Raw genomic sequence first — 13,647 nt, 5'->3', positions numbered from 1 at the left:
GCCTCCGGGAGCCCGGGGCAGTACGATTGCCGACCAGCCAAATCTAACAAGAGCGAACCGTCTTGCACACGAAAGAAACCCTTGCCGCTGTCGCGCCGGGCACACCGGACACCACGCGGCTCACGCAGAAGATGGCCAGCGTCGTCGAACGCATGGCCCGCGCAGGCCACCCGCCGCTCGACCGCCAGACCCCCGACGAGGCCAAGGCCTCCTACGAAAAGGGTGCCGGCGTGCTCGAAGTGCCCAAGCCCGAACTGGCGCGCATCGAAGACTTCACCATCGCGGCCCGCGACGGCCATGCGCTCCCGGCGCGCCTCTACGCGCCCTCGGCGGAGGTGCTGCCGGTGCTGATCTATTTCCATGGTGGCGGCTTCACCGTCGGCAACATCCGCACGCACGACACGCTGTGCCGCGTGCTGAGCATGAAGAGCGGCTGCGCCGTGATTTCCGTGGACTACCGGCTGGCCCCCGCGCACAAGTTCCCGACCGCATCGAACGACGCGTGGGATGCCTTCCAGTTCATCGCGAAGCAAGGCGCAAGCCTGGGCCTCGACCCCTCGCGGCTGGCGGTGGGCGGCGACAGCGCGGGCGGCACGCTGGCGGCGGTCTGCGCCATCCTCGCGCGCGATGCGGGGCTGCCGCTCTCGCTGCAGATGCTGATCTACCCCGGCACCACCGCGCACCAGGACACGGCCTCGCACCTGCGCCACGTCGACGGCCCGTTGCTGACCAAGGCCATGATCGACTTCTTCTTCGCGCAGTACGTCAACACGCCCGCCGACCGCGACGACTGGCGCTTCGCGCCGCTGCTGGCCGACGACGTCGACGGCGTGGCGCCGGCCTGGATCGGCCTTGCCGAATGCGACCCGGTGGTGGACGAAGGCATCGCCTACGCAGACAAGCTGCGCGCGGCAGGCGTTCCGGTCGACCTGGAGATCTACCGCGGCGTGATCCACGAATTCATCAAGATGGGCCGGGCGATTCCGGAGGCGCTGCAGGCGCAGGACGACGCGGCCCGGGCAATCAAGGAGGCATTGCAGACACCATGAGCGACACGACGACATCCACCGGACGCAAGGACTTCCGCTTCTTCCACCGCCTGCGCGTGCGCTGGGCCGAAGTCGACATGCAGAAGATCGTCTTCAACGCGCACTACCTGATGTACTTCGACACCGCCATCGCCGACTACTGGCGTGCGCTGGCGCTGCCGTACGAGGAGTCGATGCACGCGATGGGCGGCGACCTGTACGTGCGCAAGGCGACGGTCGACTTTCGCGCATCGGCGCGCATCGACGACGTGCTCGACGTCGGCATGCGCTGCGTGCGCATCGGCAACTCGTCGATCGTGTTCGAAGGCGGGCTGTTCCGGCAGGACCAGTTTCTCGTCGGCTGCGAGCTGGTCTACGTGTTCGCCGATCCGGCGACGCAGACCTCGAAGCCGGTTCCGCCGGCACTGCGCGAGGTGCTGCTGGGCTACGAGGCGGGCGAGGCCATGCGCACCATCGAGACGGGCGACTGGGCCACGCTGGGCGAAGGCGCCGGTGCGCTGCGTCGTGCGGTGTTCATCGAAGAGCAGAACATTCCCGAATCGCTGGAGTGGGACGAGCAGGATGCCGTGGTGCTGCACGCCGTGGCGCGCAACCGGCTCGGGCAGGTCATCGCCACGGCGCGGCTGCTGCCGGCCGAGAACGGCATCTCGCACATCGGCCGCGTGGCGGTGCACCGCAACCTGCGCAGCGGCGGACATGGCGCCGCGGTGATGCAGGTGCTGGAAGACGCCGCCCGGAAGCGCGGCGACAGCGTGGTCGCGCTGAACGCGCAGCGCAGTGCCGAGCGCTTCTACACGCGGCTGGGCTATGTGCCGCACGGCGAGGGCTTCGAGGAGGCCGGCATCCCGCACATCGAGATGCGCCGGCCGCTTCGGCCCGCTTCGTCTTCTCAGTAGCGGCTCGGAGGATCGGGCACGTAGCCCGGGTCCGAGCCGGGGAAAGGCGACGGGCCCGCGGGACGCGGCCAGCGCGGCGCGGGCGGCACCGGGATGATGCCCGCGGCGACGAGGTTCTCGCGGCTGTCGTAGCGGATGCGCACGACCTCGTCGGGCGACGACTGTGCGCGCTCGAAGGTGGTCTTGCCGACGTACGAGGTTTCGCGGCGGCCGTGGGCGGTGCCCAGGCTCGGGCTGGGCGCCGACTGGCGCGCCAGGTTGCCCGATGAAGAGGATTCGGCGGCCGCCGCGGGTGCGGCGCTGTCCGCGGCGCCTGACTTGGCCCGCGCATCGCCCTGGTACGACGACGATTCGTTGCGGCGCTCGCGTTCGGGGCCATACCCTCCATATCCGCCGTGGTCGTCGCGGCGCGGGAACGGCGTGACAGGCGGAGGCAGCGGCTCGGGCATGCGCTCGCGGAACATCGCGACGCCGATCACGCCCACGTCGTCGGGCCTGCCGGTGCGGCTCGCGTACGAATTGCCGGCCGCCGCGAATTCGAAGGCCGCGATCTGCGAATCGCTCTTGCGCCAGCCGGTGATGTCGCTGCGCTCGCGGGGGCCGAACACGTAGCCGTTCTGCAGTACGCCCGCGGTCTCGCCCGTGACCACGTTGACGCCGTCCACGGACATCACGGCCATGATGCGCTCGCCCATCGCGTTGCGCGCCCGGATGGCATAGCGTGCGCCGGGGCGGCCGGCCACCCAGTATTCGCCGCGATGGCGGTAGATCGGCAATTCGGCGCCGGTGCCGCGGTCGACCACGCTGATCTGCATCAGCGAACCGATGCGGCTGGACGGCGTGGAAGGAACATAGGGGCGTTCCGATGGCTGGGCGCAGGCCGGGAGCGAGACCATGGCGGTCATGGCTGTCGCGGCCAGGGCGGTGGAAAAGAGTCTGCGCTTCATGGTGTGTCTTCCTTGCCGGAGTTGATCGGTGCCGGCTTCTACGGCGCAGCAAAGGCAACGGGGTTGGCAGACACGCAAAAAAATGGCGCCGTCGTTTCCGACAGCGCCAAACGCCTGTTTTCAAAGGCGTTGGGGGTTCAAGGAGTGCGCGGGCTCAGATGTCTTCGAGCAGCGGGTAGGGCAGCGGCTCGACCGTGAGCGCAGGGCCGTCGGCCGCGCCTGCGCGCAAGCCGCCGGCATCGAGCGCGGCGATCTGCATCGAGACCAGCGCGGACCAGCCGCCACCGGGCGCCGGCGCTGCCTGCGCCACGGTGCCCACGGGCTGCTCGGCGTCGTCGGCGGCGAACACTTCCTGGCCCACGGACACCGGCGCGTCAGCCTGCACGAGGTAGGTGCGCCGTTTCAGCGTGCCGCGGAACTGGCTGCGCGCAACCACTTCCTGGCCGGGATAGCAGCCCTTCTTGAAGTTCACGCCGCCCACGGATTCGTAGTTGATCATCTGCGGCACGAAGGCTTCGATGACCGGGGTCGTCAGCGTCACGATGCCGCTGCGCACCTCGCTCCATTGCCACAGGTTGTCTTCAAGGGCCGGACCCGTTGGCGCAGCGTGGCCTGCGGGGGCGATCCAGAGCGCGCGCGGCACGCCGTCGGCAGGGTAGAGCGACACGGCGCTGACTTCATCGCCGACCGCCGTGCGCTTGCCCGGCTGGGCAGCGGCGTCGAGTCCGTTGGCCGTGAGCGCGGTGCCTGCCAGGCCGTAGAGCGCGAACTGCGCGGTCGCATCGGTCAGCTTGACCTTGGCGCGCAGCACGTACATCGACAGGCGCTTGAGGGTGGCGGCGAGGATGTCGCGGCTGCACACCAGCAGGATCAGCTCAGGTTGCGGCTTGATGCCGATGAAACTTGCGATCACACGGCCCTTGGCGGTGCACAGGGCGGCGAGGCGGGCATCGGAGGCGCCGAGCAGGGAGAAGTCCTGTGTGAGCTGGCCGTGGAGGAAGCTGGCGGCGTCGGGACCTTCGGCCCGGATCACGCCGAGATGGGAGAGGGCGGTCACCCCATTGAGAACGACAGTGGTCATCGCTGAATTATCATGGCCGGGCCTGTCCCTTCGGGGCGGCGGGGGCTCCGGCCCTGCGGTTCGCAAGGGCACCTGTCTCTCGTCCGGGGCCTGCTGGTTTTTCCTCCGTTTTTCTCCGTCACCCCCACATCGGATCCGTGCGCAGCTTCTTTCTCACGCTTTTCCTGCTCGCAGCCCTGGTCGCGCTCGCGCTCGGCGGCGCCGGCCTATGGTGGGTGCACCAGCCGCTCAAGCTGCCTGCGCCCAGCGTCGACCTGTCGGTCGAGCCCGGCACCACGCCGCGCGGCATCGCCCAGGCTGTGGCCGACACGGGCGTCGACGTCCAGCCGCAACTGCTCTACCTGTGGTTCCGCATCTCCGGACAAGACCGCCAGATGCGCGCCGGCAGCTACGAGCTGGAACGCGGCGTGACGCCCAAGCTGCTGCTCAACATCCTGGTGCGCGGCGAGGAGGCCACGCGCAGCGTGGTGCTGGTGGAAGGCTGGAACATCCGCCAGGTACGCGCCGCGCTCGCCAAGGCCGACCAGCTCAAGCCCGACAGCGCGGGCATGACCGACGAGGCGCTGATGGCCAAGCTGGGAAGGCCCGGCGTGCATCCTGAAGGCCGTTTCTTCCCGGACACCTATACCTACTCCAAGGGCTCCACCGATGTCGCCCTGCTGCAGCGCGCGATGCGGGCCATGGACAAGAAGCTCGAAGCCGCCTGGGCTGCCCGAGCATCCGACCTGCCGCTGAAATCGGCCGATGAGGCGCTGATTCTGGCCAGTATTGTCGAAAAGGAGACAGGCAAGGCCAACGACCGGGCGGAGATCGCAGCTGTCTTCGCCAACCGGTTGCGCATCGGTATGCCGCTGCAGACCGATCCGACGGTCATCTACGGCATGGGCACCACCTTCGACGGCAACCTGCGCAAGAAAGACCTGCAGACCGATACGCCCTGGAACACCTACACGCGCGGCGGCCTGCCGCCCACGCCGATCTCGATGCCGGGCAAGGCGGCGCTGCTGGCGGCCGTGCAGCCGGCCCAGAGCAAATCGCTGTATTTCGTGTCGCGCGGCGACGGCACCAGCCAGTTCAGCAGTTCGCTCGACGACCACAACCGAGCAGTCAACCGCTACCAGCGCGGCGGCGGCGACACCAAACCGAAGGCGACGACCCAATGAGCGAACAGGGCCTTTTTCTGACGCTGGAAGGCATCGACGGCGCGGGCAAGTCGAGCCATCTCGATGCGCTGGAGGCGCGCTTCAAGGCGCAGGGCCGCACCGTCGTGCGCACGCGCGAGCCCGGCGGCACGCCGCTGGCCGAAACGCTGCGCGGGCTGATCCTCGAGAAGCCGATGGACCCTTTGACCGAGTCGCTGCTGGTCTTCGCCGCCCGGCGCGACCACATCGCGCAGGTCATCGAGCCGGCGCTGGCGCGTGGCGACGTGGTGCTGTGCGACCGCTTCACCGACGCCACCTTCGCCTACCAGGGCGCGGGGCGGGGTTTCGACAACGCCGTCCTGTCGACGCTCGAGCAATGGGTCCAGGCGCAGGCCGGCAGCGCGAAGCTGCTGCAGCCGCAGGTCACGCTGTGGTTCGACCTGGCTCCGGAGATCGCCGCGCAGCGGCTGGCCGGCGCCCGTGTGCCCGACAAATTCGAGGCCCAGCCGGTCGAGTTCTTCCGCCGCGTGGCGCAGGGCTATGCCGACCGCGCGAGCGCCGACGCGCAACGCTTCGTGCGAATCGACGCCAGCCAGACGCGCGAACAGGTCTGGTGGCAGATCGAGTCCGAGCTGATTGCGCGCGGTGTGCTGGCCGGCGGAGGCATTCGATGAGCGCCGAGGCACTGTCTCCCTGGCTGCGCCGGCCGCTGACGGAGCTGCTGCGCCAGCGCGGCCATGCCTGGCTGCTGCAGGGGCCGTCCGGCATCGGCCAGTACGAACTGGCGCTGGCCCTGGCCTCCGCCTGGCTGTGCGAGCAGCCGACGGAGCAGGGCACCGCCTGCGGCCATTGCGCGAGCTGCCACGCCATCGAGGTGCGCACGCATGCCGACCTTTGCGTGTTGATGCCCGAAGTCGCCATGCACGAGCTGAGCTGGCCGCTCGACGAGAAGGCCCAGGCGGAGATCGACGACAAGAAGCGCAAGCCCAGCCGCGAGATCCGTGTCGAGGCGATGCGCGACGCGGTCGGCTTCGCCCAGCGCACCAGCGCGCGCGGACGCGGCAAGGTGGTGCTGGTGTATCCGGCCGAGCGCATGAACACGATCACCGCCAATGCGCTGCTGAAGACGCTGGAGGAGCCCGTCGGCGATGTCCGCTTCGTGCTCGCCAGCGAGGCCGCCTGGCAGCTGCTGCCGACCATCCGCAGCCGCTGCCTCGGCTTCACGCTTCCCTGGCCCGAAACCGCCGAGGCGCAAGCCTGGCTGGTCGCGCAGGACGTGCCTGCGGCCGACGCGGCTGCCTTGCTGCGCGCCGCCGGCGGCCGGCCCAGCGATGCACTGCGCCTCGCGCGGGCAGGGCAGTCGCCCAAGGCCTGGGCACTGCTGCCCAAGGCCATGGTGCGAGGCGACGTCGGCGCTCTGGCCGACCACGCACCTGCGCAGGCGGTAGGCGCGCTGCAGAAGCTCTGCCATGACCTGATGGCCGTCGGCAACGGCGCGGCGCCCCGATTCTTCGAAGCGGCCGACCTGCCCGCGGCACCGCCACGGCTGGCGCTCGCGCGCTGGTCGAAGTCGCTCGCGAGCGCCGCAAGGACCGCGGAGCACCCGTTCAACGCGGGCCTCATGCTCGAAGCGCTTGTGAGCGAAGCGCGAACCACCCTAAACTCTGCCGCTCGTCGCCGACCATGAACCAACCTGCCGCACCCGCTGCGCCCGCAGCATCCTCCGCACCCGCCCGGCCGAGCGTCATCCAGCTCGCCATCAAGGAAAAGGGCGCGCTGTACGCGGCCTACATCCCGCTGTTCGCCGAGGGCGGCATCTTCATTCCGACCTCGCGCGAATACCGCCTTGGCGACGACGTCTATGTGCTGCTGACGCTGCCGGAAGACCCGCAGCGCTACCCCGTGGCCGGAAAGGTGGCCTGGATCACGCCGCCGCGCGCCGCAGGCAACCGGGCTCCGGGCGTGGGCATCCGTTTTCCTTCCGACGAGAAGTCGCGCCAGCTGAAGGCGCGCATCGAAGCGGCGCTCGGCGGCTCGATGGCCTCCGACCGCCCCACGCAAACCATCTGAGTCTTCCGCCGCCGTCACGGTGGCGCGGAACTCGTTCGACGGCGCCAGCCTCCCATACGGACCCCGCATGGGGCCCAGCCAGGGGCGAGCACCGCCATCCCCTCATTCCCGATGTTCACAGACTCCCACTGCCATCTCACTTTTCCCGAGTTCGCGGGCCAGATGCCTGAGATCCGCGCCGCCATGGCTGCGGCGCAGGTCGACCGGGCGTTGTGCATCTGCACCAAGCTCGAGGAATTCGACGAAGTGCAGGCCCTCGCGGCCGCCTACGACAACTTCTGGGCCAGCGTGGGCGTGCATCCCGACAACGAGGACTTCGCCGAGCCCACCGTCGAAGACCTGGTGCGCCTCTCGCAGCGCCCGCGCGTGGTGGCCATCGGCGAGACCGGCCTCGACTACTACCAGATGGAGGAGCGCAAGGGCGGCCGCAGCATTTCCGACCTCGAATGGCAGCGCGACCGCTTCCGCGTGCACATCCGCGCCGCCCGCCAGACCGGCAAGCCGCTGATCATCCATACCCGCGAAGCCTCGGCGGACACGCTGGCGATCCTGAAGGAGGAGGGCGAGGACGCCTCGCCCGGCGCGGCCGGCGGCGTGTTCCACTGCTTCACCGAGACTGCCGAGGTGGCGCGGGCGGCGCTGGACCTGGGTTTCTACATCTCGTTCTCCGGCATCCTGACGTTCAAGAAGGCCCAGGACCTGCGCGACGTGGCCGCTTTCGTCCCGCTGGACCGCATGCTGATCGAGACCGACAGCCCGTACCTCGCGCCGGTGCCGTACCGCGGCAAGACCAACAACCCGTCCTACGTGCCCTACGTGGCGCAGCAGATCGCGGAGCTGCGAAAGATGCCCGTGGAGGCCGTCGCCAAGGCCACGAGCGACAATTTCGAAGCCTTGTTCAGGGAAGTCAAATCATGAAAAACTACTTCAAGAAATCGATCTATCTCATTGTCATTGCTGCATCTTTTGCAGCCCATTCCGGTTCCTTCGAAGACTTTTTCCGGGCCGTGCGCGGCGACAACGCCAGCGGCGTCAGGAACCTCATCCAGCGCGGATTCGACCCCAACACCCGCGATGAACACGGTCAGACGGGCCTCCTGATCGCATTGCGCGAGCCTTCGCCGAAGGTGATCAAGGTGCTGATCGAGGCGCCGCAGACCGACGTGGACATCGCCAGCCCGAAGGACGAGACCCCTCTGATGCTCGCGGCCATCAAGGGCCAGCAGGATGTGGTGGACCAGCTTCTCAAGCGCGACGCCGCTGTCAACAAGACCGGCTGGACGCCGCTGCACTACGCCGCCACCAGCGGGCAGATCGCGATCATGAAGACCTTGCTCGAGAACTTCGCCTTCATCGACGCGCAGTCGCCCAACGGCACCACACCGCTGATGATGGCGGCCATGTACGGCTCCAACGACGCGGTGAAGCTGCTGCTCGACGAGGGCGCGGACACGACCATGAAGAACCAGCTGGGCATGACTGCCGTGGACTTCGCGAACAAGGCGAACCGCTCGGAGGCTGCCTCGATGATCGCCGCAGCTGCCAATGCGAGGGCCAACGCGCCCAAGGCTGTGCCCAAGGATGGCAAGTGGTGAGCTTCGCTCCTTCTGCTCAGCCCGGCTGCTGCTGAGTCGTGCAGTGGATGCCGCCGCCGCCCGCGGCAATGGCGTCGATGTCCAGTTGAACGACCTCCCGGCGCGGAAACAGCTCTTGCAGCAGCGACCGGGCGTTGCCATCGGCTCGTGAATCGCCGAACTGCGGCGCGATCACCGCGCCGTTGCACACGTAGAAGTTGATGTAGCCGGCGGCGAACTCGGGCGTTTCCAGCTTCCGGCGTACGGAATCCGGCCCTCTTAGAACTTCCACACGCAGCCGCTGGCCGCGGGCATCCGTAGCCTGTTTCAGGATCTCGAGGTGCCGGCGGGTCACGGCCCGGTCATAGGAGCCGGGGTCTTCGTCGAGGCCGGCCACCACGATGCCGGGCGAGGCGAAGCGGGCATAGAAATCGGTGTGGCCGTCGGTGATGTCGCGCCCCGCGATTCCAGGCAGCCAGATGATCTTGCGCAGGCCCAGCAGCCGCTTCAGCTCGGCTTCGCAGGCTTCCTTGCCCAGGCCGGGATTGCGGTTGGCATTGAGCACGCAGCTCTCGGTGATGATGGCCGTGCCTTGCCCGTCGACCTCGATGCCGCCGCCCTCCAGCACGAGCCGGGTACTCAGCCGCCGTACGCCGGCTGCACTGGCCACGTAACCGGCGACTTCCGCGTCGTGTTCATGCTCCTGCTTGCGGCCCCAGCCGTTGAAATTGAAATCCACCCCGGCCCATTGGCCAGAGGCGCTGTCGCGCACGAAGACGGGGCCGGCGTCGCGCATCCAGAGATCGTCGACCGGCTGCACCTCGAGCCGTACCCGGTTGCCGCACAGGCGGGCCGCGAGATCGTGGTCTTCCTCGTTCACCAAGGCGCTGAAGCTGGCCCGTGTGCAGGGCTTCGTCGGCCAACAGGCGGGACACGAGTGCCACGCCGTGGCCGCGCAAGGCTGAGTCGAGCAGGAGTCGCGGATCGTCGTAGATGGCGCGCTTGCGCAGCTTGCCGAAGTGCTCGCGGATGAACGGACCGATGCGGTTGCTCGTGAGGTCGGATTCGAGGCAAAGCAACCCGGCGGCAGCCTTGTCGGCGGAGTCTGCATGCACGACTGCGGCGAGTTCGTCTTCGAGCAGCGGGACCTCGAACACGCCGCGCTGCCTGAGCGGCTCGCGGGTGATGGCGATATCCACGTCCATCTCGTCGATGTAGCGCGCGGTCTCGTCGATCGAGATGATCGGACAGAGCGCTGGATGCTCGCGCAACAGCATCTCGAGGCGCGGCTGCAGCCAGCCTTCGGCGATCGGCGCCGGACAGACCAGCGTGACCAGGCTGTCATCCATGTAGGTTTCGATGCGGTCGAGCCCGTTGCGGATCTGGTCGAGCGACTTGCCGACGCTGTCGAGCAGCAAGCGTCCGGAGACCGTCAATTCGACGCCGCGTCCTTTGCGTCGGAACAGCGGCTGGCCGACTTGCTCTTCGAGTTGGGCGATCTGATGGCTGACGGCGGATTGGGAGATGCTCAGTTCGTCCGCCGCCCGCGAATAGCTCCCCAGGCGGGCAGCGGCTTCGAAGCCGATCAGGAATCTGAAGGAAGGCAGTCTGGTGTTGGACATGGGGAACAGTCCGCGGAGGTAGATTTGCTTTCTGGATTTTCGGGGGGATGGCCTCCCTGGAATCCAGCCATATCAAACACAATGTTCATTATGTTAAATAAAAGATGGCAAATGGAACCCCTCTTCGTCCGGAGCAAGGTGGTAGTTAGATGCAAGCACTGATCGAGAACATATACGCCGCAGGCATGGGCGAGCAGCCGTGGCGACGCGCCCTCGACCGGATTCGTGCACTGACGGGCACTCGACTGGTCGCCATCGTGACATTGGATGGCGCCGGCCAGACCCTTGCCAGCGATGTCGCGGCCGACGACGACGAGTTGGCCGGCAAGATCCAGCAGGGCTACAACGACGAATTTCATCGATATGACCCGTCCCGGGCCGTGGCCGCGGAATGGGACGTGGGCCGCTGGTACGACGACCGGCAATGGAATCGGGACAGACAGCGCTCGCACAGCATCTATCACCAGGAATTCCTGCGTCCCCTGGACCTGGGGTATTGGGAAGGCGCATTCGTTTCCAGGACAACCAGGTTGTCGCACTTCTTGAGCTTGCATGGCGGGACGGACGACATCGGGTCGACCTCCTCCCGACAAAGCTTCCAGAGCATTGGCACGCATATGGGACGAGCGTTGCGCCTGCAAGCCCAGCTTGAGAGTTCGCAACAGCAGGTGAACCACGTCGAATCGGTGTTCGATGCCCTGGGCTGCGCGATCTTCGTGCTGGACGATTCGCGGCGCTTGCTGCGCGCGAATTCGGCGGCCAGCAGGCTCATGGCGCGCGAGAAGGCGCTGCGCTTCGTGAACGGCCGTTTCGAGCCATCGCCGCCATCGCCATCGACGGCACGGGAATGGCACGAGGCCTGCCGTCAAGGCGCGATCGCCCTTCGACGACCGGCGCCCCACAGCCCTTTGGTGCTGCGCTTGACTCCGTTGTCAGCCAGCTCTGCGGTGGCCAAGGACTGGCAGAGGCCCTTGACGCTGATGGTCGCTTCCGGTGATCGATCCATGGCGGAACGACAAAGCAGCCTGCGCATCGTTTTCGGCCTCACTCAGGCCGAAAGCGAAGTCTGCACCTCGATCTGCGTTCAAGGCCTCATGCCCCAGGCCTGCGCCGAGTCCCGCGGGGTGTCGATCGGCACCATTCGTTCGCAGATCAAATCCATCCACCTGAAGACCGGCGTGACCCGGCTCGCTGAACTGGTGCGGCTGGTCACCGGGATGTAAGGCGCCGCTCCCCCTCCCCGGCTCGCGCCGCCTTCCTTATTTGTACGCTTCATTCGTGGCGTTGGTCCTGAGGGCTCTTTCCTTGTCGGCCATCAAGGCCTGCAAGTGCAGCGGATACGGCGAAGGCATGGTCCCGATGGGGGCATCCAATCCCTGGCGTCGCACTTGCGCGATCGCGTTGTTCAGGAGCTCGGCGTCCTTCGCCAATCTTTGCGGGGTATAGGGCTGTGACTGCAGCGCGAAGCGAGCGGGCTTCAGCTTGCGGTGGATCACCGTGATGTACTGCTGACTCTTCTGGGCCGCATCCTCTCCGTAGTACGCCCGCGTCCGCATCACAAACTCGTCTTCAAGCGCCGTCGGACTGGCGCCGTAGTCGACGTCCAGGCGGCAAAGATAGGACTTGTACATGAAGTCCTTCGCCCGTGCGTCGCCGGCTTTCTCCATGGTGTCGAAGTACGCCACGAAAAGCGGTGCGCTGCGCATCTGAGGGTCACGGACACCGTACCAGCTCATGCTTTCGCATAGCATGCCATTGAGGGGCGGGGTGGTCCCCGGCACTCTCGATGCCTTGTCGAGCAGCGCTTGCGACATGTAGGGAACCGCTTCTCGGAATTGCCCGGATTGGTACAGCACCATCGCGAGCTGCGCGCTGTAGAGGGCACAAGCCCGGTGATTGCCGCTTTCGCCGTTGTAGCCCTTCATCTGCCAGAAGGACATCTTTCCCAGACCTTCGATGGGCGCGCACGCCTCGTTCAGGCGCTTTTGCAGCAGCGCGACGGCCTGTTGGGGCTGCGACTTTTGAATGGGAACAACCGTGCTCTCGATCCATTTCTCGGCTGCTCGCTCATGCTCCCACGGATGAGTCGCGCATCCTGCCAGCGAGATAAGCGCTGCGGCGAGCGCAACTGCAAGAACATGCTTGCGAACCCGCGTCATTTCTCGACCCCCCATGGATTGACGTCTGCACCATTTCCGACAGCCTGCCTGGCATCGTTCTCGATCTGCGCCGCCCGATCTTGCCGATAGAGCTTTTCCTGCTCTTCACCCTCGGATGCACGGCTCATTGCGTCCAGACCCGCTCCCACCGCGCCGATCAACTGCGTCGCGCGACTGGCGCGCGTCACGGAAGGGTCGGGCGGCGGCTGGTAGATCGGCGAAGAAGGCGCGGCGGCCTGCGCGGGACGCACCAAGGCCGGAGCAGCACGCGCGGTAGCCTGCGGCGCCGCTGCTGCGTGCGGGGTCACGGCAGCACCGCTTTGCTGCCCGACGCCGGTGCTGCCGGCCTTCGCTGCTTCGGCCGGCGCCCCGAAAAGCTGCTGCCGCGCCCGCTGCTCCTCTTGCTGGCTCCTGCGCAGGGCATCTGCACGCTGGGCATCGGCTTCCCGGCGCCGCCGCTCCTCCTGGGCTCGCTGTTCCTGCGGATCGACCCATGGATGACAACGAGCCTCCTCGTTGACCGCCACCACGCCCGTCTGGATGCTCTCCGTGGCGCCCGGCTTGACGATCACCGTATGCCCGTTGCCGAAGGCACGATTGGCGTCGGCCCAGGACACGGCGCACTGCTGCGCTTGTGTGCCCGTGTTCTGAACATAAAGCACGGCGTTGAACCCACCCGGCGCGCCGCGCTTCCATAGGCGGATTTCTGCGAGTGAGCTGGAATGGAAGCCTGACAGCAATGAGGCTGTGACAACCAGCGCAGCAAGCCGGCGAGGTGGTTCCGGATTCGAATTCGGAAAAGAGACATTCCTCCCGAAGGGCAGGATGAAGCGTTCGATCATCTCGATGTCGAGTGGGCTTGATGGCGCCGAATTGTCGAACGCCTCCCCTGCTGCGGCATCTCCAATATTCAGGATGCGGACTCCGCCAGCACATGCTATCGGGACCCCAGGTCGGACCAGAGCGAGCGTCCGGTCGTTCCATGTCGAATCAAGCCGCGGCTTGTCGAAACAATCGCTTCACAGGATTCCAGGCAATTGTTTCGACCTTTGCACGCATCGGCCTGTCCGCAGCGGGGACCTGGTGTCGGCGCCTGTCAAACCGACC

The 13,647-nt window shown here is 67.0% G+C and carries 14 protein-coding genes and 1 pseudogene; 9 read left to right on the top strand and 6 right to left on the bottom strand.

Going from position 1 to position 13,647, the window contains the following annotated elements:
* Positions 1–131 precede the first annotated feature (131 nt).
* Together FHY06_RS03510 and FHY06_RS03505 are read left to right on the top strand one after the other, a co-directional pair.
* The gene (locus tag FHY06_RS03510) at positions 132–1,049 is read left to right on the top strand and encodes an alpha/beta hydrolase (protein WP_260310119.1); all 918 of its coding nucleotides are present in this window, start codon (positions 132–134) and stop codon (positions 1,047–1,049) included.
* Positions 1,046–1,945, top strand: a complete 900-nt coding sequence (locus tag FHY06_RS03505; protein WP_132751029.1) for a YbgC/FadM family acyl-CoA thioesterase — start codon at positions 1,046–1,048, stop codon at positions 1,943–1,945. The genes FHY06_RS03510 and FHY06_RS03505 overlap by 4 nt, the downstream gene beginning before the upstream one ends.
* Here FHY06_RS03505 and FHY06_RS03500 read toward each other — a convergent pair.
* Both FHY06_RS03500 and ygfZ read right to left on the bottom strand, forming a co-directional pair.
* Positions 1,939–2,892, bottom strand: coding sequence for a hypothetical protein (locus FHY06_RS03500; protein ID WP_184603386.1), 954 nt, complete (start codon positions 2,890–2,892; stop codon positions 1,939–1,941). The genes FHY06_RS03505 and FHY06_RS03500 overlap by 7 nt on opposite strands.
* Before the next feature lie 154 nt (positions 2,893–3,046).
* Complete coding sequence (ygfZ, locus tag FHY06_RS03495) at positions 3,047–3,973, bottom strand: CAF17-like 4Fe-4S cluster assembly/insertion protein YgfZ (RefSeq protein WP_019652637.1); 927 nt, start codon at positions 3,971–3,973, stop codon at positions 3,047–3,049.
* A 137-nt stretch (positions 3,974–4,110) separates the two neighbouring features.
* Here ygfZ and mltG point away from each other — a divergent pair, with 137 nt between their 5' ends.
* The 6 genes from mltG to FHY06_RS03465 all read left to right on the top strand — a co-directional run bounded on the left by mltG (position 4,111) and on the right by FHY06_RS03465 (position 8,780).
* A complete protein-coding gene (mltG, locus tag FHY06_RS03490; RefSeq protein WP_184603384.1) occupies positions 4,111–5,136 on the top strand; it encodes an endolytic transglycosylase MltG in 1,026 nt (341 codons plus the stop codon).
* Entirely contained in the window at positions 5,133–5,789 is a 657-nt protein-coding gene (tmk, locus tag FHY06_RS03485) for a dTMP kinase (protein ID WP_132798707.1), read from the top strand. The genes mltG and tmk overlap by 4 nt, the downstream gene beginning before the upstream one ends.
* On the top strand, positions 5,786–6,802 hold the full coding sequence (locus tag FHY06_RS03480) for a DNA polymerase III subunit delta' (protein ID WP_019652640.1): 1,017 nt from the start codon (positions 5,786–5,788) through the stop codon (positions 6,800–6,802). Before tmk ends, FHY06_RS03480 begins: the two co-directional genes overlap by 4 nt.
* Positions 6,799–7,185 (top strand): PilZ domain-containing protein, encoded by a 387-nt coding sequence (locus FHY06_RS03475; protein WP_019652641.1) that lies wholly within the window; start codon positions 6,799–6,801, stop codon positions 7,183–7,185. Before FHY06_RS03480 ends, FHY06_RS03475 begins: the two co-directional genes overlap by 4 nt.
* Before the next feature lie 111 nt (positions 7,186–7,296).
* Positions 7,297–8,103 (top strand): TatD family hydrolase, encoded by an 807-nt coding sequence (locus FHY06_RS03470; RefSeq protein WP_184603382.1) that lies wholly within the window; start codon positions 7,297–7,299, stop codon positions 8,101–8,103.
* A complete protein-coding gene (locus FHY06_RS03465) occupies positions 8,100–8,780 on the top strand; it encodes an ankyrin repeat domain-containing protein (protein ID WP_184603380.1) in 681 nt (226 codons plus the stop codon). The genes FHY06_RS03470 and FHY06_RS03465 overlap by 4 nt, the downstream gene beginning before the upstream one ends.
* Before the next feature lie 16 nt (positions 8,781–8,796).
* Here FHY06_RS03465 and FHY06_RS03460 read toward each other — a convergent pair whose 3' ends face one another.
* Together FHY06_RS03460 and FHY06_RS03455 are read right to left on the bottom strand one after the other, a co-directional pair.
* The gene (locus tag FHY06_RS03460; RefSeq protein WP_409327434.1) at positions 8,797–9,639 is read right to left on the bottom strand and encodes an agmatine deiminase family protein; all 843 of its coding nucleotides are present in this window, start codon (positions 9,637–9,639) and stop codon (positions 8,797–8,799) included.
* Between the two features lie 61 nt (positions 9,640–9,700).
* Positions 9,701–10,381: pseudogene (locus FHY06_RS03455) on the bottom strand (LysR family transcriptional regulator); the annotation flags it as partial.
* A 149-nt stretch (positions 10,382–10,530) separates the two neighbouring features.
* Here FHY06_RS03455 and FHY06_RS03450 point away from each other — a divergent pair.
* Positions 10,531–11,604, top strand: coding sequence for a helix-turn-helix transcriptional regulator (locus tag FHY06_RS03450; RefSeq protein ID WP_184603378.1), 1,074 nt, complete (start codon positions 10,531–10,533; stop codon positions 11,602–11,604).
* Between the two features lie 36 nt (positions 11,605–11,640).
* Here the strand turns inward: FHY06_RS03450 and FHY06_RS03445 are convergent, their stop codons facing one another.
* Together FHY06_RS03445 and FHY06_RS03440 are read right to left on the bottom strand one after the other, a co-directional pair.
* Positions 11,641–12,540 carry a hypothetical protein gene (locus tag FHY06_RS03445; RefSeq protein ID WP_132751020.1) on the bottom strand — a complete coding sequence of 300 codons (900 nt, stop codon included), beginning with the start codon at positions 12,538–12,540 and terminating at the stop codon, positions 11,641–11,643.
* Positions 12,537–13,382: a hypothetical protein gene (locus FHY06_RS03440; RefSeq protein WP_132751019.1), complete on the bottom strand. Its 846-nt coding sequence runs from the start codon at positions 13,380–13,382 to the stop codon at positions 12,537–12,539. The genes FHY06_RS03445 and FHY06_RS03440 overlap by 4 nt, the downstream gene beginning before the upstream one ends.
* Positions 13,383–13,647 lie beyond the last annotated feature (265 nt).

Source organism: Variovorax atrisoli (assembly GCF_014195185.1).
Classification (GTDB): domain Bacteria; phylum Pseudomonadota; class Gammaproteobacteria; order Burkholderiales; family Burkholderiaceae_C; genus Variovorax; species Variovorax atrisoli.
The sequence above is the reverse complement of the archived record's forward strand: the minus strand, read 5'-3'. Positions and strand labels throughout refer to the sequence as shown.

Excerpts from the sequence above, each read along its gene's own strand:
- FHY06_RS03510 (WP_260310119.1), top strand. The coding sequence starts at position 132 with ATGGCCAGCGTCGTCGAACGCATGGCCCGCGCAGGCCACCCGCCGCTC.
- FHY06_RS03505 (WP_132751029.1), top strand. The coding sequence starts at position 1,046 with ATGAGCGACACGACGACATCCACCGGACGCAAGGACTTCCGCTTCTTC.
- FHY06_RS03500 (WP_184603386.1), bottom strand. The coding sequence starts at position 2,892 with ATGAAGCGCAGACTCTTTTCCACCGCCCTGGCCGCGACAGCCATGACC.
- ygfZ (WP_019652637.1), bottom strand. The coding sequence starts at position 3,973 with ATGACCACTGTCGTTCTCAATGGGGTGACCGCCCTCTCCCATCTCGGC.
- tmk (WP_132798707.1), top strand. The coding sequence starts at position 5,133 with ATGAGCGAACAGGGCCTTTTTCTGACGCTGGAAGGCATCGACGGCGCG.
- FHY06_RS03480 (WP_019652640.1), top strand. The coding sequence starts at position 5,786 with ATGAGCGCCGAGGCACTGTCTCCCTGGCTGCGCCGGCCGCTGACGGAG.
- FHY06_RS03475 (WP_019652641.1), top strand. The coding sequence starts at position 6,799 with ATGAACCAACCTGCCGCACCCGCTGCGCCCGCAGCATCCTCCGCACCC.
- FHY06_RS03470 (WP_184603382.1), top strand. The coding sequence starts at position 7,297 with ATGTTCACAGACTCCCACTGCCATCTCACTTTTCCCGAGTTCGCGGGC.
- FHY06_RS03465 (WP_184603380.1), top strand. The coding sequence starts at position 8,100 with ATGAAAAACTACTTCAAGAAATCGATCTATCTCATTGTCATTGCTGCA.
- FHY06_RS03450 (WP_184603378.1), top strand. The coding sequence starts at position 10,531 with ATGCAAGCACTGATCGAGAACATATACGCCGCAGGCATGGGCGAGCAG.
- FHY06_RS03445 (WP_132751020.1), bottom strand. The coding sequence starts at position 12,540 with ATGACGCGGGTTCGCAAGCATGTTCTTGCAGTTGCGCTCGCCGCAGCG.
- FHY06_RS03440 (WP_132751019.1), bottom strand. The coding sequence starts at position 13,382 with ATGATCGAACGCTTCATCCTGCCCTTCGGGAGGAATGTCTCTTTTCCG.